The 20,735-nt window shown below is 67.5% G+C and carries 25 protein-coding genes; 19 read left to right on the top strand and 6 right to left on the bottom strand.

The window, feature by feature from the left end:
- From WKW80_RS20000 to WKW80_RS19955, 10 genes are all read left to right on the top strand, one after another.
- On the top strand, positions 1-1,541 hold a 1,541-nt coding region (locus tag WKW80_RS20000), incomplete at its 5' end, for a nitrate reductase (RefSeq protein ID WP_340365320.1).
- 116 nt (positions 1,542-1,657) lie between these two features.
- Positions 1,658-2,563 (top strand): DNA-binding protein YbiB, encoded by a 906-nt coding sequence (ybiB, locus tag WKW80_RS19995; RefSeq protein WP_340365319.1) that lies wholly within the window; start codon positions 1,658-1,660, stop codon positions 2,561-2,563.
- Positions 2,560-3,354 carry a uroporphyrinogen-III C-methyltransferase gene (gene cobA / locus WKW80_RS19990; RefSeq protein ID WP_340365318.1) on the top strand — a complete coding sequence of 265 codons (795 nt, stop codon included), beginning with the start codon at positions 2,560-2,562 and terminating at the stop codon, positions 3,352-3,354. The genes ybiB and cobA overlap by 4 nt, the downstream gene beginning before the upstream one ends.
- A 114-nt stretch (positions 3,355-3,468) precedes the next feature.
- Positions 3,469-4,596 (top strand): sterol desaturase family protein, encoded by a 1,128-nt coding sequence (locus WKW80_RS19985; protein ID WP_340365317.1) that lies wholly within the window; start codon positions 3,469-3,471, stop codon positions 4,594-4,596.
- Positions 4,596-5,381, top strand: coding sequence for a YaeF family permuted papain-like enzyme (locus WKW80_RS19980; protein ID WP_340365316.1), 786 nt, complete (start codon positions 4,596-4,598; stop codon positions 5,379-5,381). Before WKW80_RS19985 ends, WKW80_RS19980 begins: the two co-directional genes overlap by 1 nt.
- Positions 5,378-6,715 (top strand): BaiN/RdsA family NAD(P)/FAD-dependent oxidoreductase, encoded by a 1,338-nt coding sequence (locus WKW80_RS19975; protein ID WP_340365315.1) that lies wholly within the window; start codon positions 5,378-5,380, stop codon positions 6,713-6,715. The genes WKW80_RS19980 and WKW80_RS19975 overlap by 4 nt, the downstream gene beginning before the upstream one ends.
- A gap of 136 nt (positions 6,716-6,851) precedes the next feature.
- Positions 6,852-7,064, top strand: a complete 213-nt coding sequence (gene rpsU, locus WKW80_RS19970; protein ID WP_007833691.1) for a 30S ribosomal protein S21 — start codon at positions 6,852-6,854, stop codon at positions 7,062-7,064.
- Between the two features lie 90 nt (positions 7,065-7,154).
- Positions 7,155-7,604, top strand: a complete 450-nt coding sequence (locus WKW80_RS19965; protein ID WP_340365314.1) for a GatB/YqeY domain-containing protein — start codon at positions 7,155-7,157, stop codon at positions 7,602-7,604.
- Between the two features lie 8 nt (positions 7,605-7,612).
- On the top strand, positions 7,613-8,077 hold the full coding sequence (locus WKW80_RS19960; RefSeq protein WP_340365313.1) for an NUDIX domain-containing protein: 465 nt from the start codon (positions 7,613-7,615) through the stop codon (positions 8,075-8,077).
- A gap of 15 nt (positions 8,078-8,092) precedes the next feature.
- The gene (locus WKW80_RS19955) at positions 8,093-8,557 is read left to right on the top strand and encodes a DUF6314 family protein (protein ID WP_340365326.1); all 465 of its coding nucleotides are present in this window, start codon (positions 8,093-8,095) and stop codon (positions 8,555-8,557) included.
- 11 nt (positions 8,558-8,568) lie between these two features.
- Here the strand turns inward: WKW80_RS19955 and WKW80_RS19950 are convergent, their stop codons facing one another.
- The 4 genes from WKW80_RS19950 to pmbA form a co-directional block, all read right to left on the bottom strand.
- The gene (locus WKW80_RS19950) at positions 8,569-9,162 is read right to left on the bottom strand and encodes a biotin transporter BioY (protein WP_340365312.1); all 594 of its coding nucleotides are present in this window, start codon (positions 9,160-9,162) and stop codon (positions 8,569-8,571) included.
- A 116-nt stretch (positions 9,163-9,278) separates the two neighbouring features.
- Complete coding sequence (locus tag WKW80_RS19945; RefSeq protein WP_340365311.1) at positions 9,279-9,806, bottom strand: CbiQ family ECF transporter T component; 528 nt, start codon at positions 9,804-9,806, stop codon at positions 9,279-9,281.
- Positions 9,799-10,509 (bottom strand): energy-coupling factor ABC transporter ATP-binding protein, encoded by a 711-nt coding sequence (locus WKW80_RS19940; RefSeq protein ID WP_340365310.1) that lies wholly within the window; start codon positions 10,507-10,509, stop codon positions 9,799-9,801. Before WKW80_RS19940 ends, WKW80_RS19945 begins: the two co-directional genes overlap by 8 nt.
- A gap of 41 nt (positions 10,510-10,550) precedes the next feature.
- A complete protein-coding gene (gene pmbA, locus WKW80_RS19935) occupies positions 10,551-11,933 on the bottom strand; it encodes a metalloprotease PmbA (protein WP_340365309.1) in 1,383 nt (460 codons plus the stop codon).
- A 67-nt stretch (positions 11,934-12,000) separates the two neighbouring features.
- Between pmbA and yjgA the strand changes: the two genes are divergently transcribed.
- Together yjgA and mog are read left to right on the top strand one after the other, a co-directional pair.
- The gene (yjgA, locus tag WKW80_RS19930) at positions 12,001-12,657 is read left to right on the top strand and encodes a ribosome biogenesis factor YjgA (RefSeq protein ID WP_340365308.1); all 657 of its coding nucleotides are present in this window, start codon (positions 12,001-12,003) and stop codon (positions 12,655-12,657) included.
- Positions 12,654-13,247, top strand: a complete 594-nt coding sequence (gene mog / locus WKW80_RS19925) for a molybdopterin adenylyltransferase (RefSeq protein WP_340365307.1) — start codon at positions 12,654-12,656, stop codon at positions 13,245-13,247. Before yjgA ends, mog begins: the two co-directional genes overlap by 4 nt.
- A 12-nt stretch (positions 13,248-13,259) precedes the next feature.
- Here the strand turns inward: mog and cysE are convergent, their stop codons facing one another.
- Both cysE and WKW80_RS19915 read right to left on the bottom strand, forming a co-directional pair.
- Complete coding sequence (cysE, locus tag WKW80_RS19920) at positions 13,260-14,024, bottom strand: serine O-acetyltransferase (protein WP_340365306.1); 765 nt, start codon at positions 14,022-14,024, stop codon at positions 13,260-13,262.
- A gap of 31 nt (positions 14,025-14,055) precedes the next feature.
- Positions 14,056-14,823 (bottom strand): RNA methyltransferase, encoded by a 768-nt coding sequence (locus tag WKW80_RS19915; RefSeq protein ID WP_340365305.1) that lies wholly within the window; start codon positions 14,821-14,823, stop codon positions 14,056-14,058.
- 102 nt (positions 14,824-14,925) lie between these two features.
- Between WKW80_RS19915 and WKW80_RS19910 the strand changes: the two genes are divergently transcribed.
- The 7 genes from WKW80_RS19910 (at position 14,926) to WKW80_RS19880 (ending at position 20,542) form a co-directional block, all read left to right on the top strand.
- Entirely contained in the window at positions 14,926-15,942 is a 1,017-nt protein-coding gene (locus WKW80_RS19910) for an inositol monophosphatase family protein (RefSeq protein ID WP_340365304.1), read from the top strand.
- Complete coding sequence (locus WKW80_RS19905; RefSeq protein WP_340365303.1) at positions 15,942-18,221, top strand: FUSC family protein; 2,280 nt, start codon at positions 15,942-15,944, stop codon at positions 18,219-18,221. The genes WKW80_RS19910 and WKW80_RS19905 overlap by 1 nt, the downstream gene beginning before the upstream one ends.
- A complete protein-coding gene (locus WKW80_RS19900; RefSeq protein ID WP_340365302.1) occupies positions 18,222-18,371 on the top strand; it encodes a hypothetical protein in 150 nt (49 codons plus the stop codon).
- Position 18,372: 1 nt separating this feature from the next.
- Positions 18,373-18,549, top strand: coding sequence for a hypothetical protein (locus WKW80_RS19895; RefSeq protein ID WP_340365301.1), 177 nt, complete (start codon positions 18,373-18,375; stop codon positions 18,547-18,549).
- Between the two features lie 5 nt (positions 18,550-18,554).
- On the top strand, positions 18,555-18,980 hold the full coding sequence (locus WKW80_RS19890) for a DUF1810 domain-containing protein (RefSeq protein ID WP_340365300.1): 426 nt from the start codon (positions 18,555-18,557) through the stop codon (positions 18,978-18,980).
- A 102-nt stretch (positions 18,981-19,082) separates the two neighbouring features.
- Positions 19,083-19,691: a PadR family transcriptional regulator gene (locus tag WKW80_RS19885; protein WP_340365299.1), complete on the top strand. Its 609-nt coding sequence runs from the start codon at positions 19,083-19,085 to the stop codon at positions 19,689-19,691.
- A complete protein-coding gene (locus tag WKW80_RS19880; RefSeq protein WP_340365298.1) occupies positions 19,691-20,542 on the top strand; it encodes a siderophore-interacting protein in 852 nt (283 codons plus the stop codon). The genes WKW80_RS19885 and WKW80_RS19880 overlap by 1 nt, the downstream gene beginning before the upstream one ends.
- Positions 20,543-20,735: the final 193 nt, after the last annotated feature.

Below are 20,735 nucleotides of genomic sequence, written 5' to 3'. Positions count from 1 at the left end.
TCACCAACAGCGAGCGCCGCATCTCGCGCGTGCGGCCCGCGGTCGCCGCGCCCGGTGCGGCACGGCACGACTGGTCGGCCGCGGTGGACTTCGCGCAGCGGCTGGAGTCGCGCCTGCCCAGGCGCGCCACGCCCGCCACGCTGTTTGCGTATGCGCTCGATGCCGAAGCCGGCGCCGAGGCGATCTGGAACGAGCATCGCGAGACCACGCGCGGGCGCGACCTCGACATCACCGGGCTGAGCTGGCCGCTGCTCGATGCGCAAGGCCCGCAGCAGTGGCCGCTGCCCGAAGGCCAGGCCAGCGGCCGGGCTCGCCTCTACGAGGACGGCATCTATCCGACGCCCGACGGCCGAGCCCGCTTCATCGACACGCCCTACAAGCCCGTTGCCGAACAGCGCGAGGCGCGCTATCCGTTCTCGCTGAACACGGGCCGCCTGCGCGACCAGTGGCACGGCATGAGCCGCACCGGCACGCTCGGGCGCCTGTTCGGCCACGTGCCCGAGCCGGTGGTGCAGATGCACGGGCAGGACATGGCCCGCCGGCAGATCAAGGACGGCGACCTGGTTCATGTGACGTCGCGGCGCGGCTCGATCGTGCTGCCTGCGCAGGCCAGCGCGGAGGTCGGCATGAGCCAGGCCTTCGTGGCGATGCACTGGGGCGAGGAATACCTGAGCGGGCGTTCGTCCACGGGCGCGCCGCTGGCCGGCATCAACGCGCTGACGAGCCCTGCCTTCTGCCCCGATTCCAAGCAGCCCGAACTCAAGCATGCGGCCATCAAGGTGCTCAAGGCGGAGTTGCCGTGGTCGCTGCTGGCCGCGGCCTGGCTGCCCAACGACCAGGCGCTCGGCACGCTGGGCGAGCTCTGCGCGCTGATGAAGGAGTTCCCCTTCGCGAGTTGCGTGCCGTTCGGCACCGGCGGCGCGCTCGCCAGTGCCAGTGCCAGTGCCAGTGCCAGTGCAGGTGCAGGTGCAAGCGGCAGCACCAGCACCAGCACTGGCACGACCGCGGACAGCGCCGAACGCACCGGCGTCCTGTTTCGCGCCGCCGGCCACGACGCCGCGCCCGAAGCGCTGCTGACCCGCATCGAGGCGCTGATGGGCCTGTCGACTGCAGACACGCTGCGCTATGCCGACGCGCGCCACGGCCAGCGCCGCGCCGCACGGTTGGTGCGGGTGGCGGACACGCCCGGAGAAGCACGCCTCGAAGCCTTCCTCCTCGCCGGCGACACCCGCGCCGAAGGCTGGATCAAGGCGCTCCTGCAGGACCGCCTGCCCGCACAGGCTTTCGGCCGGCAGCTGCTGCGCCCCGGGTCGACCGCGCCGATCCAGGTCGCGGCGCGCGGCAAGATCGTCTGCAACTGCTTCGGCGTGACCGAGACGGCCATCGGCAAAACGCTGCAGGGCTGCACCGGCAACGACGGCCAGCGCCTCGCGGCGCTGCAGGGGGCGCTGCAATGCGGCACCAATTGCGGGAGTTGCCTGCCCGAACTCCAGCGCATGGTGCGCGCGAGTGCGCCCGAGCGCGCCGAGGCGTCGCCGTGAACGGGGACGTGTCCCTCCCCTCCACGCGAGGGGCGCAAGGCATTGGCGGCACTGGCGCCATTGGCATAAGCCGACTCACGAATCGGCATAACGGTTGCGGGACAATCCGCGCACCCATGGGAATCAGCCACTACATCAAGGAAATCGGCCGCGGCGTGCGCGGGGCCAGGCCGCTCCTGCGCGCGCAGGCCGCCGACTTGTTCGGCCAGGTGCTCGACGGCACCGTGACCGATCTCGAGATCGGCGGCTTCTGCCTGGCGATGCGCATCAAGGGCGAAACGCCCGAAGAGCTGGCCGGCTTCCTCGACGCCACCCATGCGCGCCTGCAGCGCATTCCCGCCACGGCCCGCCCGCTGGTCGTGCTGCCCAGCTACAACGGCGCACGCAAGTTGCCGGTGCTCACGCCGCTGCTGGCGCTGCTGCTTGCGCGCGAGGGGCTGCCGGTACTGGTGCATGGCGCCGCCACCGAATCGACGCGCGTGCTGGCATCGAATGTGCTGGCGGCGCTGGGCATCCAGCCCATGACCGCCATCGCCCCCATCGCCAACGGCGAAGTCGCCTTCGCCCCCACCGAACTGCTGAGCCCCGGCCTCAAGCGGCTGCTCGACGTGCGCCGCGTCGTTGGCTTGCGCAACCCGGGGCACAGCGTGGTCAAGCTCATGCAGCCGACCGAAGGTGCGTGCGTCGTGGTCGGCAGCTACACGCACCCTGCCTATGCCGAGTCGATGGCCGCCACCTTCGAGCTCATGGGCATGAACGCCCTGCTCTCGCGCGGCCTCGAAGGCGAAGTGGTGTCGGACCCGCGGCGCACCGCGCAGATCGACGGCTTCCTGCGCGGTACGCGCATCGCGTTGCAGGCCCAGCAACCCGGCACGCTCGGCGAGGTCGAAGGCCTGCCTACCGAGATCGACATCGAGACGACGGCAGGCTACACGCGGCGCGTGCTGGCCGGCGACATTCCCGTGCCGGCGGCGATCGCGCAGCAGGTCGAACACATCAAGCAACTGGCGGACAGGCTATGAGCAACCTCACTTCCCACGCCCTGGGCACTTGCACGCTGGTCGGCGCCGGCCCCGGCGACCCGGACCTGCTGACGCTGAAGGCGGTCAAGGCGATCCACGCGGCCACGGTGCTGTTCGTCGACGACCTGGTCAACGACGCCATCCTCGGCTATGCGCGGCCGGCCGCGCGCATCGTGCACGTGGGCAAGCGCGGCGGCTGCAAGAGCACGCCGCAGGCCTTCATCGAGAAGCTCATGATCACGGCCGTGCGTGAAGGCGAGCACGTGGTGCGCCTCAAGGGCGGCGACCCGTTCATCTTCGGCCGCGGCGGCGAGGAAGTGGAGCACCTGCGCGAAGCCGGCATCGAATGCACCGTGGTCAACGGCATCACCGCCGGCCTGGCCGCCGTGACCTCGCTCAACGTGCCGTTGACGCACCGCGACCATGCGCAGGGCGTGGTGTTCGTCACCGGCCATGCCAAGACCGGCGCCGGCGCCGCCGAGGCCCCGACCGATTGGCGCGCGCTGGCCGCCACGGCGCGCGACGCGCGGCTCACGCTGGTGATCTACATGGGCGTCTCGGGCGTCGGCCACATCCAGGACGAACTGCTGCATGGCCTGCCGGGCGACACGCCGGTGGCGGTGATCCAGCACGCCAGCCTGCCGCAGCAGCGCCACATCGCCACGACCCTGGCCCGGCTCAAGGCCGGCATTGCCGAGGCGGCGCTCGCCAGCCCGTCGATCATCGTGGTCGGCGACGTGCTGCGCGGGTTGGCGGCGGCAAACGTGCCGGCATCGCGCTTCGGCACCTGAATCCGGCGATGCCCCGCCGTTCGCGACATGCCTGACGGCCCGTAGCTGGCCGCCGCATGCGCTGCCCGGCAACCTAAAATCCCGCCTTGCGATAACAACACCAAGGGGGCCGGGATGCTCGAGAAACTCAACGAATTCGCGGAAAGCCACGGGCAACTCCAGCCTGGCAAGGGCCTGGTCACGGGCACCATTGCACTGACGCTGGGCATCCTGTGCTTCCTGGGGGTGCTGGCCTTTCACTTCCCGCAGTACCTCACCACGCCGGAGCTGCGGCGCAGCTACGACGTCGACCTGATGCGCTACATCCTGCTGGCTGCGATGGTGATCGCGGGCGGCCTGTCGCTGGTCAACATCGTCTTCAACCGCGCGCGATGGCTGTCGTCGTTCGCGTTCCTGATGATCGCGGCGGCCGCTCTGCTCGGCGGCCACAAGGTGCCGGTGGACAGCAACTTCCCCGACAACACGCCCTACATCGGGCTCGACTGGTTCATCCTCGACCTGCTCGGCTCGTCGCTGATCTTCATCTTCATCGAGAAGCTGTTCGCCTACCGCAAGGACCAGCCGGTATTCCGCGCCGAGTGGCAGACCGACTTCCACCACTTCATCGTCAACCACATGATCGTGGGCTTCGTGCTGCTGGCGACCAACCTGCTGGTGCACAAGCTGTTCGGCTGGGCCGCGAACGACGGCATTCGCGGCTGGGTGGCCGGCCTGCCGTTCTGGATCGGGCTGCCGCTGATCATCCTGGTGGCCGACCTGGTGCAGTACTGGACGCACCGCGGCTACCACGAGGTGCCGCTCCTGTGGCGCCTGCACGCGGTGCACCACAGCGTGAAGAGCATGGACTGGATGGCCGGCTCGCGCCAGCACATCCTCGAACTGCTGATCACGCGCACGCTGGTGCTGGCGCCGATCTACGTGTTCGGTTTCAGCAAGGAAGTGATCGACGCCTACATCGTGGTGGTCGGCTTCCAGGCGGTGTTCAACCATTGCAACGTGAACGTGCGCCTCGGGCCGCTGCGCTACGTCATCGTTACGCCCAACTTCCACCACTGGCACCACAGCCAGGACACCGAGGCCATCGACAAGAACTACGCCGCGCACTACGCCTTCCTCGACTACCTGTTCGGCACGGCGGTGAAGAGCACCAGGCTCTGGCCCGAGCACTACGGCGTGGTCGGCGACTACGTGCCGAACGGCTTTTTCAAGCAGCTCAAGTTCCCGTTCGTGTGGAAGGGATGATGGCAAGCCGCTTCGCGATTGCCGCGGCCTGCGCGGCACTGCTGCTGTCGGCCTGCGCCTCGCGCGTCGACCTGCCGGCGAAGGACCAGCCGTTGGCGCTGCGCGTGCAGAGTTCGGCCATCGCGCCGGGCAACGGCGGCGAGCTCGTCACGGCCGCGGCGCTGCAGCCCGGCGACATCCTGCTGACCTCGGTCGCCACGCTTAACTCGTTCGGCATCCGCCTGGGCACCTTCTCGCCAGTGAGCCATGCGGTGCTCTACCTGGGCGACGGACGCATCGCCGAGGCCGTGGGCAGCGGCGTGCGCGCGCGCAGCCTGGACGAGGTAATCGCCGAGGAACAGATGGTCGTGGCCTTTCGCGCGCCCGGGCTCGACTCGGCGCATGTCGATGCCATGCGCACCTGGGCGCTGTCGCAGGTGGGCACGCGCTACAACACCGTCGGCGTGATGCTCAACGCGCCGTTCGTGCTGAACCGCCGCGCCTGCGAGCTCCCGCTGATCCCGTCGGCGGTCAGCAACTTCTGCGTGACCGGAATGGCCATCGTGCAGCTGGGCGGCAGCCGCGGCGACCAGTTCTTCTGCTCGCAGTTCGTGCTCGAGGCCTTCAACCGGGCCGGCCTGCCCATCACCACCGCCGACCCGCGCTGGGTGAGCCCCGCCGACCTTCTGCACATGCGCGAGGGCGACGTGCCGACGATCCCGGCCACCCAGCCGCTGCGCTACGTCGGCCACCTCAAGTACAACCCGCCGCCGGTCATCACGGCGGATGGGGCGACTTCGCGTTGAAATTCGACGCCGTCATCATCGGCGCCGGCGCAGCCGGGCTGTTCTGCGCCGCGCAGGCGGGGCAGCGCGGCCTGAAGGTGCTGCTGGTCGACCACAGCGAGCGCATCGGCGAGAAGATCCGCATCTCGGGCGGCGGGCGGTGCAACTTCACCAACCGCGACCTGGATCCGCGCGCGCCGCAGAAGCATTTCGTCAGCGCCAATCCGAATTTCTGCCGGTCGGCGCTGTCGCGGTACACGCCCCAGCAGTTCATCGAGATGGTCGATCGCCACGGCATCGCCCACCACGAGAAACACAAGGGCCAGCTGTTCTGCGACGGCCCGTCGCAGCAGATCATCGACATGCTGCTGGCGGAATGCGCCGCGGGCGGCGTGCAGCATTGGCAACCCTGCACCGTCAAATCGGTGGCATTCATCGCGCCGGATGCGGGCGGTGCGGGCGGTGTGGGCGGTGTGGGCGGTGTGGGCGATGCGGGCGGTGTGGGCGGTGCGGGCGGTGTGGGCGGTGTGGGCGGGGCGAACGGTGCCGGCGCCACCCGCTACCAACTGGACACCAGTCGCGGCGCCGTCGAGGCGGCCAGCCTCGTGATCGCGACCGGCGGCTTGTCGATCCCGCAGCTGGGCGCAAGCGATTTCGGCTACCGCGTCGCACGGCAGTTCGGCGTGGACGTCATCGCGCCGCGCCCTGCCCTGGTGCCGCTGACCTTTGGCGGCGAAGGCTGGGCGCCCTATGCGGGCCTGGCCGGGCTTGCGCTACCGGTGCAGATCGAGACCGGCACGAAGAAGGAGCGCATGGCCTTCCTCGAGGATCTGTTGTTCACCCACCGCGGCCTGTCGGGCCCGGCCGTACTGCAGATTTCCAGCTACTGGAAAGAAGGCACCCCTCTCACGATCGATTTCGCGCCGGGCGCCGACGTGGCCGCGGCGCTGGGCGCAGCCAAGGCGCGGTCGCGCAAGCGCGTCGCCAACGAGTTGGCCACGCTCGTGCCCTCGCGCCTGGCCGATGCCTGGGTCGGCGAGGACGCGGCGCTGCAGCGCCCGATCAACGAAGCGGCCGACCGGGTGCTCAACGCGCTGTCGGAGCGCATCGCCCGCTGGCAGATCACCCCCGCCGGCACCGAAGGTTACAAAAAGGCCGAAGTCACTGCAGGCGGCGTCGACACCCGCGAACTCTCGTCCCAGAGCCTGGAATCGAGAAGGCAGCCCGGCCTTTACTTCATCGGCGAAGTGGTCGATGTCACCGGCTGGCTCGGCGGTTACAACTTCCAGTGGGCCTGGGCCAGCGCATTCGCCTGCGCCGCTGCGCTGCAAGAGGCGCAGGCGAACGCGCAGTAGATGGCGAATGGGCGATTGTTGCTATAATCTTTGGCTAACTTCTGGCCTCCCCTCAACGGCCGCCAAAATTTTCAGTTGAGGAACCCCGGCCCGGGGCCTCGATCTCTCCGGGCCAAATTCAGTTCAACGATCATCAATGACCACCATCCGCGTTAAAGAAAACGAGCCCTTCGACGTCGCACTGCGTCGCTTCAAGCGCACCATCGAAAAGCTCGGCCTGCTGACCGACCTGCGCGCCCGCGAGTTCTACGAGAAGCCGACCGCCGAGCGCAAGCGCAAGAAGGCCGCTGCCGTCAAGCGCCACTACAAGCGCGTGCGCAGCATGCAGCTCCCCAAGAAGCTGTACTGAGTACCGCTCTCGCTGGCCCAAGCCAGCGGACCGAGCCGCGCCGGGGAAACCTGCCGCGGCTTTTGTTTTTTCTCTCTTCCAGGAATCGCCATGAGCCTCAAAGAAAAAATCACCGAAGACATGAAGAACGCCATGCGCGCCAAGGACTCCGAGCGCCTCGGCACCATCCGCCTGCTGCTGGCCGCGATGAAGCAGAAGGAAGTCGACGAGCGCGTGGAACTCGACGATGCGATGGTGGTAGCGATCGTCGACAAGCTGGTCAAGCAGCGCAAGGATTCGGTCACTGCCTTCACCCAGGGTGGCCGCCTTGACCTGGCCGACAAGGAAGCGGCTGAAATCAAGGTGCTGGAGGTCTACCTGCCGCAGCGCATGAGCGCCGACGAAGTGGCGGCCGAAGTCAACGCCATCGTGGCCGAGCTCGGCGCCAAGGGCCCGGGCGACATGGGCAAGGTCATGGGTGTCGTCAAGACGCGCCTTGCAGGCAAGGCCGACATGGGCCAGGTCAGCGCCGCCGTCAAGGCAGCGCTCTCGGGCGCCTGAACGTGGCGGTGCGTCCCGTCCTCAAGGCCTGCGCCTGCCTGGTGGACGAGCGGGGACGGCTCCTGGTCTTCCACCATCCCGAGGACCGCGGCATGCAGTTGCCCAAGGGCACCATCGAACCCGGCGAAGCACCCGAAGCCGCCGTGCGCCGCGAGTTGCTGGAAGAGTCCGGCATCCACTACACCGGCGACTTGCTATCGCTGGGCACCATCGACCGCCATTGCGAAGCCGGCGTCGAAGGCAGCAAACGCCGGCATCCCCAGCTATGGCATCTGTTCCTGATGCGATTGCAGGCGGTACTGCCCGAGACCTTCGATCACGTCGCGATGGGGAGTCCCGAAGAAGACGGGCTCGTGTTCAGCTTCAGCTGGCTGACGCACGATGCGCCTCTGGATGCATTCGCGGAACCCTACGTCCGGGTCATCGCCAAGGTCCGGCAATACCTCGCCGGAACGTTGCCGGCATGCCCATGAAAGCACTTGCGTAGCGTGCCCGCGGACCTGCTGGCCCGCTGGGGCGATGCGCACGCCCTCTTCGACCGGCTGGAAGGCGCCTGGTGTCTGGACCGAACCATCGAGAACCAGGCCACGATGACCGGCGTCGCCACGTTCAGGCGACATGACCCCGATGCACTGGAATACCGCGAAGAAGGCCGCGTCCGCCTGGCCGACGGCAAGACGTTCGACGCACACCGCAAATACCGCTTCGAGCGTGCCCCCCAGGGATTCCTGGTGTTTTTCGCCGAAGAGCCGCCAAGGCTCTTCCACCAAATCGAACTCCGGCCCGATGGCGATGCGTTCGCCGGCTCAGCCACGCACGCGTGCTCGCCCGACGTCTACCGCAGCGACTACCGCTTTCTTGCCGACGGCACCTTCCTCATCCGCCACGCGGTGCGCGGCCCGCGAAAGGACTACGTCTCAACCACCGTGTTCAGGCGCCCGGAAACGCGCTAGCCCTGTTCACGTCAATCGCGCTCGAGCCGCCAGCTCGGCATGCCGCGCTTCACGGTCTGCACGACCACGGCGCAAATACCGCACTTGACCAAGTCGCCAGGAATGAAGATCAGCATGGCGAGCGCCGCCTGCGAGAGCGACATGTGGGCGACCAGCGAAAGCCCCACGATGCCAAAGGCGTAGACCACGGCAATCCCACCGATCACCGAAGAAAAGAAGGTGACGGCCAGGATGCCGCTCCCCGTGGTGCCGCCCAGGCGCGGCACCAGCAGGCGCATCAGCAGGCCGCAGGCGAAGGCACCAAACATCCAGCCGAACAGGAAACCCGACGTCGCTCCGATGAAAACAGTGATACCGCCGCGCCCGCCGGGCAGCAAGGGCAGGCCCAGCGCCACCGCGAGCAGGAACAATGCGATGGCAAGAAATCCGCGGCGCGGCCCGAGCAGGCAGCCCGCCAGCATCACGCCGAGCGACTGCAGCGTGATGGGCACGCCGAACGGCAGGTCAACTTTCGGAATCAGGCCCAGCACCGCCATCAGCGCCGCGAACAGCGCGACGTAGGCGAGGGATCTGGAAGATGAGGCAGGAGGCGCGATTGCGTTCATGGAAGTGATGAAAGTGACTGAAGTTGCTTTTGAATGGGCTCGACGACGGCGTCACTTGGCCAAACGCGCCGCGAGGGCATCGGCCACGCGATCTGCGGTCTGGAGGGTACGGATGGTCAGCGGCGCCAGCAGCCGCAGACCGCCGCCTCTGCCGGTGCGAGCGCGGTAGCATCGTCGAGGCGACGCCACTGGACGCAGAAGTTCTCGGCGAAGCGAAGCATCAGGCCAAGGCCGAGCGCAACGCGCTCGGTCGGCACGCCGAAACGCTGCATGGGACGCATGACGGCCTCCATCACGGCCAGCAGGTCGTCAAAACGCGTGGTCAACGTGAGCATCAGCGCGAGCGTGGCCGCGCTCGCGAGCCGCAAGGCGCTCACTACGCCCTGCACCGTCGTGCCCAGTGCCCAGTGAAAGATGACGATCAGCGCGCCGGCGACGGCCACGCCGCCCAGCATGCGCACGCACCGCCACGCGGTCGCGCCCAGCGAGGCGAACATCAGCAACACCAGCGCGCAGGCGACGAGCAGATGCACAGGCCGCTCGACCAGCGCCAGGATCGCGCCGCAGACCGACAGCACCGCGAGCTTGATCCACGCCGGGATCGCATGCATCCAGGTGGCCTGCGCCGAGTAGAGACTACGCATCGCGGTCCCGATCGGCCCAGACGCGCTCGCGCACGTAGCCGGCGTAGGCTTCGCAGACCTCGCGCCCAGGACCGTCGGCACGCACACGCCCCTCGTCCAGCCACAGCACACGCTCGAAACCGTGCACGTGCTCGAGCAGATGGGTCGATACGATGATCTGCTGCGCAGACGCGTCGAGTTGCGCAGCGAGCCGCGCCTGGCTCGGCAGATCGAGGCTTGCGAAGGGTTCGTCGAGCAGCAGCGTCACGGGCTCGCTGATCTCCAGCGCAAGCAGACACACCTGCTGGCGCTGGCCCTGGCTCAGTTCGCCGACGGCACGCCCAGCCCAGGCCGCAAGCCCACGTCGGGCAAGAAAGTCGAGCGCCCGCTGCCGCGCCGCCGGGCGCGTTTCGCCGATCGCCGTGAGACTGAAGGCCAGTTCCTCCGCCACGGTCGGAAAGATGATCTGGTCGTCGGGGTTCTGGAACATCAGCCCGACGCGCCCCGGCGATTCGCGGCCAGGCGCGACGACGCGGCCCTGCTGCGGCTGGTCGAGCCCACTGATCAACCGGAAGAGGCTGCTCTTGCCGGCGCCGTTGTCGCCGATCAGGCCGATTCTCGATTCCTGAAGGTTCAGCGCAAGTCCTTCGAAGACCCGCCGGTGGCCACGTACCAGCGTGACGCCTTCGATGCGGATGCCGCCGCTCGTGCCTGCCTCGAACATGGTCGGGCGCCGCACCGGGCAGGCCCCACCCGCTGCCAGGCTCAACTCCCCGCCACTTTCATGCGGTTGACCAGCACCGACCCGGTCGACTTGGCGCCGTAGTTGTAGACGTCGGCGCCGACGGCCTCGATGCCCATCAACATGTCCTTGAGGTTGCCGGCGATCGTGATCTCCTGCACCGGGAATGCGATGCGCCCCTTCTCGACCCAGAAGCCGCTCGCGCCGCGCGAGTAGTCGCCCGTCACGTAGTTGACGCCCTGACCCATCAGTTCGATCACGAACAGGCCGGTGCCGAGCTTGGCCAGCATCGCGTCGAGGTCGTCGCCCGCTTGCGTGAGGCGCGAGCGCAGCGTCAGGTTGTGCGAGCCGCCGGCGTTGCCGGTGGTCTTCATGCCGAGCTTGCGCGCCGAATAGGTGCTGAGGAAATAGCCTTCGAGCCGACCTGCATCCACCACCTTGCGCGCCTTGGTCGTCACGCCTTCGTCATCGAAAGGCGAGCTGCCCTTGCCACGCATCACATGCGGGTCTTCCGCCACGTCCATGTGGTTGGGCAGCACCTGCTTGCCGAGAGACTCGAGCAGGAAGCTGCTCTTGCGATACAGCGCCCCGCCGCTCGTAGCCTGCACCAGTCCGCCAAGCAAGCCCGCGGCCAGCGGCGACTCGAACAGCACCGGGCACTCGACCGTCTTGATCTTGCGCGCCTTGAGCCTGCTCAGCGCCCGCTCTGCCGCATAGCGACCCACTAAAGCAGGCGCGGCCAGTTCATCGGCCGAGCGCATCGAGCTGTACCACGCATCGCGCTGCATGTCGTCGCCCTTTCCGGCGATCGGTGCGACCGAGATGGAATGGCGCGAACTCGCATAGCCGCCGCGAAACCCGTGCGTGTGTGCGCTGAAGAAATGGCTCTGTTGCGCGGAAACGCCGGCGCCTTCGCTGTTGGTGACGCGCTTGTCGGTCGACAGCGCGGCGGCTTCGCATTCGAGCGCGATCTCCGCGGCTTGCTCGCTCGTCACCGACCACGGGTGGAACAGATCGAGGTCGGGCTGTTCGCGCACGATGTCTTCTTCGTCGGGCAAGCCGCTGACCGGATCTTCCGCGGTGAAGCGCGCGATGTCGTAGGCGGCTTGCACGGTCTGCGCGATGGCGGCCTCGGAGAAATCGGAGGTGCTGGCGTTGCCGCGGCGATGCCCGACGTAGATCGTGATGCCGAGCGACTTGTCGCGGTTGCGCTCGACGTTCTCCAGTTCGCCCTTGCGCACCGATACGCTGAGCCCGCAACCTTCGGATGCCTCGGCGCCGGCATCCGTGGCACCCAGCTTCTTGGCATGCGCCAGGGCCGTGTCGACCAGGTTTTCAAAGAAGGGACGGCTGTAGGCAAAGCCGGTTTCCGCTTGCGCGGGCGAGGTCTTCGGAGAGGTCTTCATGTAGTGGCTATGATACTTGCGCCCCCTGTGTCGGATGACGCGGCCCTCCTTATCTCCACGTCTGCACATGTCACGCAAACCCAAAAAAGGCTATTTCGTCCGCGGCCAGTTCATTGCCGAAGGCAGCGAACTCGACCTTGAACTCAAGCGAGAGCTCAAGGGCAGCGACGAAGCCAGCAAGACCGATCTCAAACGGGAAAGTGCCGAACTGCAGAAGCTCGGCGAAGACCTGCTGACCCTGCGCGCCGGCCTGTTCGACCCTTTGCCGCTCGGCGAAAAACTGGTCGACGCCATTCGCGAGGCCAAGCGAATCACCAACTTCGAGGGCAAGCGCCGCCAGATGCAATTCATCGGCAAGCTGATGCGCGGCCTCGACTCCGAAACGCTCGATGCCGTGCGCGCCGCGCTCGCCGAACAACACCGGGCCCCTGCCGAGGAGACTGCCATGCTGCATGAAGCCGAACGCTGGCGCGACCGCCTGATCGCCGATGACGACGCCCTCGGCGGCTGGATCGAAACCCATCCCGCCACCGACGCGCAACAGTTGCGCGCGCTGGTGCGGCAGGCCCGCAAGGACATCAAGGCCGGCCCGCCCGGCGAAGCGCCGCGCCAGGGCAAGGCCTACCGCGACGTGTTCCAGATCGTGCGCGAGCAACTGGCCATCCACGGCGACGCGGACCATTCGGCCGAGGCCAGCGAATCGGAGCGCGAGGACGACGCATGACCGACGAGACCTTTGACGCCGTGCGCATCGGCATCGTCTCGGTCAGCGACCGCGCGTCGGGCGGTGTCTATGAAGACAAGGGGCTGCCGGCACTGAAGGAATGGCTGACGCGCGCGCTGCTGAACCCGATCACGTTCGAACCCCGCCTGATTCCCGACGAGCAGATGGCCATCAGTACCGCGTTGATCGAACTGGTCGACGCAGGCTGCTCGCTGGTGCTGACCACAGGCGGCACCGGTCCCGCCTTGCGCGACGTCACACCCGAGGCCACGCTGGCCGTCGCCCACAAGGAAATGCCGGGCTTCGGTGAGCAGATGCGGCAGATCAGCCTGCACTTCGTGCCGACCGCCATCCTGTCGCGACAGGTAGCGGTGATCCGCGACAAGTGCCTGATCCTCAACCTGCCTGGTCAACCCAAGTCGATCGCGGAAACGCTCGAGGGGTTGAAGGACGGCGAAGGCAAGCAAATCGTGTCGGGCATTTTCTCGGCCGTGCCCTATTGCATCGACCTGATCGGCGGCCCGTACTTCGAGACGGACGCCGACGTCTGCAAGGCGTTCCGGCCGAAGGCGGCAATCCGCGCGAAGTAAGGTCCTTGCGACTTACTTCCCGACGAGCTGCGTCAACTTCTCAGCCTCGAAGCATTCGTCCCGCGCGGCATCCGAAGGCACGCAATCCGCTTTCTGCCCGCGCTGTGCGGACAGCGTCTCGATCGCCTGCCAGATCAGCGCAATCTGATGCTCCTGCCCCGCGGCGTTGTCGATCAGGCTGCGCATGGCCTGGCTCAGCGGGTCGTCGCTTTGCGTCACGCCGTAGGCCGAGAACGCCCCATCGGTGGCACCCTTGGAGTCGCCGCCCGGGATGATTCGTGCCGGTATGCCAACGGCGGTCGCGCCCGCAGGCACGGGCCGCGTGACCACCGCGTTGGACCCGATGCGCGCACCGTCGCCCACCGTGAAGCCGCCGAGCACCTTCGCACCCGCACCAACGACCACGTCGCGGCCCAACGTCGGATGACGCTTCGTGCCCTTGTAAAGCGACGTGCCGCCTAGGGTGACGCCCTGGTAGATGGTGCAGCCGTCGCCGATCTCGGCGGTCTCGCCCACCACCACGCCCATCGCATGGTCGAAGAACACGCGCTCGCCGATCTTCGCGGCCGGGTGGATCTCGATGCCCGTCAGCCAGCGCGCGACATGCGCAATGAACGCACCCAGCCAATGAAGGCCATGGTTCCAACACCAGTGCGCCGGGCGGTGCATGACAACGGCATGCAGGCCGGGATAAAGCGTCAACACTTCCCATGCCGAATGGGCGGCCGGGTCGCGCTCGAGGATGCACTGGATGTCGGAACGCAGTCTGGCAAACATCTTTGAGTGATATCGATAGGGGAAACGCAGTCTATAGCCCGCTGTCATCACCTACGGGCTCTGTGGATTCCCCTTCCGGCTGCGGCCGGCGCGGGTCGACCATCGCCTTGGCAATGCCGCGCAGGATGTGGATTTCTTCCTGCGTCGGCTGCGCGCGGTTGAACAACTGCTGCAGCCGGGGCATCAGCTTCTTCGGCGCGGCCGGGTCCAGAAACCCGATCTGCACCAGCGATCGCTCCCAGTGCGCCAACATGCCGGCCACGGCTTGCGCGTCGGCTGGAACGTGCGCCGGGGTCGCGTCGCGGACTTCGAATCCGCCCAGGGCGACCCGCCATTCGTATGCAATCAACTGGATCGCCGCGCCCAGGTTCAACGAGCCGAACGCGGGATCGGCCGGAATGCTCAGCGCCACGTTGCAGCGGTACACGTCCTCGTTGCGCATGCCGAACCGCTCCGAGCCGAACAGGAAGGCCACATGCTGTTCACCGCCCTTTGCCAACGCTTCCAGGTGCGCACGCGGCGTTCGCGTCGGCGGCCCGAAGTCGCGCGGGATCATTGCCGTGGCGCACATGTGCGTGATGCCGTCGAGCGCCTCGTCGAGCGTCTCGACGATGCGGGCGTTGGCCAGCACGTCGAGCGCGCCGCTGGCCCGCTGGATCGTCTCCTCGCGCCGCAGCACATTGGCCCAGCGCGGCGCGACCAGGACCAGGTCGCCGAAACCCATCGTCTTCATCGCGCGCGCGGCGGCGCCGACGTTGCCGGCATGGCTGGTCTGGATCAGGATGAAGCGGGTGCGCATGGGTGAAAACGAAGGGCCGGGTAAAATCGCAGGATTGTCGCCGCCCGCATCGCCGGGCCGTATCCTCCGGCCTGGCTGGCCTGCGTTCTTTCTCACAATCCAATGTCTTCACCCAATCTGCACCCAATGATCAATGTGGCCATCAAGGCCGCACGCGCCGCGGGCGCCATCATCAACCGCGCCGCGCTCGACGTCGAGGCCGTGCGCGTCTCGCAGAAGCAGGTGAACGACTTCGTGACCGAGGTGGACCACGCCAGCGAGCGCGCGATCATCGAAACCCTTCTCACGGCCTACCCTGGCCACGGCATCCTGGCCGAGGAATCGGGCACCGAGCATGGCGCCAAGGATTCCGAATTCGTCTGGATCATCGATCCGCTCGACGGCACCACCAACTTCATCCATGGCTTTCCGGTGTATTGCGTGTCGATCGCGCTGTCCGTCAAGGGCAAGATCGAACAGGCCGTCATCTACGACCCGAGCCGCAACGACCTGTTCACCGCCACCAAGGGCCGCGGCGCCTTCATGAACGACCGGCGTATCCGCGTGAGCAAGCGCACCCGCATGAACGAGTGCCTGATCTCTACCGGCTTCCCGTTCCGCACCGGCGACAACTTCAAGCAGTACCTGGCCATCATGGCCGACCTGATGCCCCGCGCCGCGGGCCTGCGCCGCCCCGGCTCCGCCGCGCTCGACCTGGCCTATGTGGCCGCCGGATTCAGCGACGCCTTCTTCGAGACCGGATTGAATCCGTGGGACATTGCCGCCGGCTCGTTGCTGGTGACCGAGGCGGGTGGCCTGATCGGCAACTTCACCGGCGAGCCCGATTTCCTCGAACAGCGCGAATGCCTCGCGGGCAACCCGCGCATCTACGGCCAACTGGTGCCACTGCTGACCAAGTATTCGAAGTTCGCCGGCGTCGACGACAAGCTGCGCGCCAGCGAACGCATCCGCGCCATCGACACGACCAAAGACCTCTACGCGCGCTCCACGGTCGATCTGCAGCAGGGCGACACCAGCGCCGAGACCGACGCCGCAGCGCCCGCCGCCGCACCCGCTCCCCGCAAGCTGACGCGCGCACGCACGCCCGTCGCCGCACCGGTCGATCCCGCAGCCGAGTGATGCAATTGGTGGCGCCTCGCGCCGCCGCGGCGCGCCGGACCCGCGCAGCGCTGCGGATCGCGCTTAGCTACTACATCGCGAATGGCCTGTCCGTCGCGCTCGGGCTGTTCCTGATCTCCGGCGCGGTGCATCTGTGGCTGGGCGCCATTGCCGGCGCCGCGGCTTCGGTCGGCGTCATCGTCACCACGCCGCCCGACCAGCCGAGTCCGCGCCGCGGCAAGTTGCTTCAGATGCTGCCGGCGCCGCTGCTGTCGCTGCCGTTGTTCTTTGCGGTGCAGATGTTGCACACCATGCCGATACGGCTGGGCATGCTGCTGATTCCCGCCACCTTCCTCGTGTTCTGCGCCATGGCGTGGGGCAAGCGCGGCATCCCGATCGCGATCGCGCTGATGTTCGCGATGATTTTCTCGATGGCCACGCCGCCGCCCACAGGGCTGGACGAGGCGCTCGGGCGCACCTGGCACTTCGGGCTTGGCGCAGGGCTGTATGTGATCTGGGCCACGCTCGCCAATCTCGCTCTCAACGGCCGCTACCGCGCACAGATGATTGCCGACGTGCTGTATTCGGTGGCCGCGCTGATGCGCACCGAGGCCAGCCAGTTCAAGGCCGTCGACGAAACCGGCGATGTGCGCGACCTGCCCGCGCCGCTGCTCGGGCAATTGCTGCGCCAGACCGCCGCGCTGGCCGACCAGATCCAGAGCGCCCGCGACATCGTGCTCGAATCGCCTCGCACACCGTATCGCCAGCGGCTGGCGGGCATGCTGGTGGTCGTGCTCGAAATGCGTGACCAGTTGCTGGCCAGCGAACTCGACCTCGACGCTCTTACCACGCTGCCCGAACATGCACCCGCATTGACCGAGATGCGCTGCGTACTCGAGGAACTGGCCGACGAAGTCACCGCGCTGGCCGATGCGCTGCTGATGTTCCGCCTGCCGGCGGCCGTGGCCGACCGCCGGCCGCAGTTGTCGATGATCCGCATACCCGAGGACAGCGGCCATTTGCAGACCTACCACGGCCCCTCGCCGGCGTTGCTGGCGCGCGGCCTGGCCAACCGCATCGGCCACATCAACGACGAGGTGTTGCGCCTGAACCAGCTCGCTCGCCACGAGCTCGAGCCCGACCTGGCCGTCGTGCGCGCCAACTGGCGCGTGTTCGTGAGTCCGACTGCATGGTCATGGCGGCCATTTCTCTCGCTCTGGCACTGGGATGCGCCGCCGCTGCGCCACGCCATCCGCGCGGCGCTGGCGATTGCGGCCGGCTATGGCATCGCAGTGTTCATGCCGTGGGGCTCGCACGACTACTGGATCCTGCTGACCATCGTGGTGGTGCTTCGCGGCAGCCTCTCGCAAACGCTGGAGCGCCGCAACGCGCGCGTGGCCGGCACGCTGCTGGGGTGCGTGCTGGCCGTGGCACTGCTCGCCATGCATCCAGGCCCCCTGGCGCTGCTGCTGGCCGTGACCCTGCCGCAGGCGGTGGCGCATGCATTCGCCGTGCGCAAATACCTCGTCACTTCGGTCGCCGGGACCGTGCTCGGCCTGGTGCAGGCGCACATCCTGAACGCGGGCATGGGCCCGACCTTCGCGCTGGGCGAGCGCATCGGCGACACGCTCATCGGCGTCGGTGTGGCCTGGGCGTTTTGCTATGTGCTGCCGTCATGGGAGCGCGGGCAGATTCCCGGGTTGGTACGCCGCACGCTGGCCGCGCAGGCGCTGCATGCACGGCTGGCGCTCGGCCTCGGCCAGTTTCATGACGTCGACAGGAGCCTGGAGCTGGAATGGCGCCTCGCGCGTCGGGAGGCCTTCGACAGTCTGTCGGCACTGGTGCAGGCCACGGAGCGTTCGCTCGCCGAGCCGCGCGCAGTGCGCCCGCCGCTCGAGCTGCTCGAATACCTGCAGGCGCACAGCTACCAGTTGCTCGCGCAGTTGAGCGCCATCAAGTCGATGCTGCTGCTGCGCCGCGACCGGCTCACGCCCGCGGACATCGAAGGGCCGCTGGTGCGCACTGCAGAGCGCATCGAAGGGCTGATCGGCTCCGCGCCGACCGCACCCTCGCCGTTGCCCGACCAATCGCCGGCCACGGCGCTCGGCGGCTCGATTCCGCTGCCCGATCCATTCGACAACGACGTCAGCCCGTGGCTGCTGAGACGTCTTGACCTGGCAACCGGTATCGCCGCACAGATCCGCGACGACGCTGCGCATATCCTGCAACCTTCCTCGGCGGCTGCGGCTGCGGCTGCGGCTGCTTCCGTTTCCGCCAGCACCCCGCACGAGGCTGCATGAATGCGCATTGGCGACCGCAGGGCTGGCTTTTCCACCAACGTTGCCGCATTTGCGAAGGTGCCGACCTTCATGCGGCGCGAATTCCCTGAACATTTGGCCAGGGTACGAATCGAAGACCCGATGGCCAAGACGGTCGCTGAAGGAGTTTGATTTGAGATTTCCGCGCTTCTCCATCCTCGTCGTCGTCGCCTGCCTGCTGGCCGCTTGCGGCGCTGCACCGCGTGGCGCGAACCCTGGCAACGAAGGCGCCGGCACGTCGTCCGGCCACAGCGGCGTCGAGGTATTCGGCACCATGGACGCCGCCGTTTCCAACTATCGCAATCGCTGACGAGAATGGACGCGCCGGTCGACCTCCAGCGCTTCGTCGATGCGCAGGCACCGGTGATCAAGACGGTGACTGAGGAACTGCGCGCGGGCCGCAAGCGCAGTCACTGGATGTGGTTCGTCTTTCCGCAACTCGACGGCCTTGGCCATAGCGCGATGGCCCGGCGCTACGCCATCGCGTCGCTGAACGAGGCGCGTGCGTACCTGCGCCATCCGGTGCTCGGTCCGCGACTTGAAGCCTGGAGCGCGCTGGTGCTGCAGGTGCCGGACGCGTCGATCCACGAAATCTTCGGGTCACCCGACGACATGAAGTTCAGGTCGTCGATGACGCTCTTCGCGCAGGCCGCACCCGACAAGGGCATCTTCACGGAGTGTCTGCGCAAGTACTTCGGCGGCGTCGGCGACCCCGCCACTTTGGCTCTGCTCTCTATCTGAAAGAAAACCCTGCCGGCAAGTCGGCAGGCCTTGATGTCATTGACTTCGATCCTATTTAGATATATCTTTACGCTTTCAGATATAGCAAGATAGGAGCGCTCGATGCGCGATTCCAGAAGATTTGGGCACTACATGCGTCGCGGCGGCGATCACGACGACGGACCTGGCGCCAGCGGACCTGGCGCCAGCGGACGTGGCGGCCGGGACCATGGCGACGGCATGCGCCATGGCGTGCGAGGAGGCGGCCGCGTGTTCGGCCATGGCGGGCTGCGCTTCGTGCTGCTGCAACTCATCGCCGACAAACCCAGCCACGGCTACGAACTGATCAAGGCGATCGAAGAGCGCCTCGGCGGCAGCTACAGCCCCAGCCCCGGCACGGTCTACCCCACCCTCACCCTGCTCGAGGAACTCGGCTACCTCACCGTCGACGAGGCCGATGCCGGCGGCCGCAAGCGATACACCATCACCCCGGCCGGCCAAGACTTCCTGGCCGAAAACCGCGTCACCGCCGACGCGATGCTGGCCCGCATGAACGGCGGCGTCGATGGCGCCGGCCCGCGCGGCGGTCGCCCGCCCCAAGTCACGCGCGCCGTCGAAAACCTCAAGCTCGCCATGCGCATGCGTCTGTCGCGCGAACCGCTCACACCTGCGCAAGCCAGCGCCTTCGCCGCGGTGCTCGATGCCGCGGCCCAACAACTGGAACAGATTTGATGACCACCTCCTCTACCCTCGACCCCCTCGCCGTCACCCTGCCCGACCGCACCCCGCAACGCGTGCGGCACCCCCTGCGCTTTCGCAAGCTCGAAGTGCGGACCGTCGAACGCGTGACGCCGCACCTCGTTCGCGTGACGCTCAATGGCGATGCACTGGAAGGCTTCACGAGTTCGGGTTTCGACGACCACGTGAAGCTCGTCTTCCCGGATGAAACGACCGGCGTGCTCGCAATGCCGACGCTCAGCGCCGAAGGCAAGCCGGAATGGCCACCCGGCCCCAAGGTGATCCTGCGCGACTACACGCCACGCCGCTTCGATGCCGCCGCGCGCACGCTCGAAATCGACTTTGCGTTGCATGAAGCCGGCCCCGCCACGCGCTGGGCCGAACAGGCTCAACCCGGCCAGCAGATCGGCGTCGGCGGCCCGCGCGGCTCATTCCTCGTGCCGACGAATTTCGACTGGCACCTGCTCGTGGGCGACGACACGGCGTTGCCGGCGATCTCCCGTCGGCTGGCCGAGCTGCCCGCCGGCGCGCGTGCGCTGGTGCTGGTGGAAGTCGACGGTCCGGCCGACCGCATCGCGCTGGACAGCCAGGCCGCCGTCGATCTGGTCTGGGTGCACCGCGACGACGCCGATGCGAACGCGACCGAGCCGCCGCTGCTGACCGCGCTGCGCACCGCGCGCTTGCCAAGCGGCTACTTCCATGGCTGGGTCGGCTGCGAATCGGCCGCGGCCAAGGCAGTGCGCGCGCACCTCGTGAACGAGTGCCGCGCCAATCCGAAGTGGATCCGCGCGTCGGGCTACTGGCGCCGCGGCAGCTCGGCCACGCACGATTCGTACGACGAATAACAGGACCGGTGGGCTTGACATGAGTGGCAAGTCCACAGGGAGTCAACGGAGAGTCATCGATAGGCACCGGCAAGCCGGCCGGACAACCGGCCAACCGGCCAACCGACTGATCGCATCCCCGTCGGCGCATAGCGGACTACATCGAACGGATTAGCCAGCAGCCCTTGGCGCGCCAGGGGCCCGGCCTCCAGGC

The organism is Variovorax humicola, from assembly GCF_037889915.1.
Classification (GTDB): Bacteria; Pseudomonadota; Gammaproteobacteria; order Burkholderiales; family Burkholderiaceae_C; genus Variovorax; species Variovorax humicola.
The sequence above is the reverse complement of the archived record's forward strand: the minus strand, read 5'-3'. Positions and strand labels throughout refer to the sequence as shown.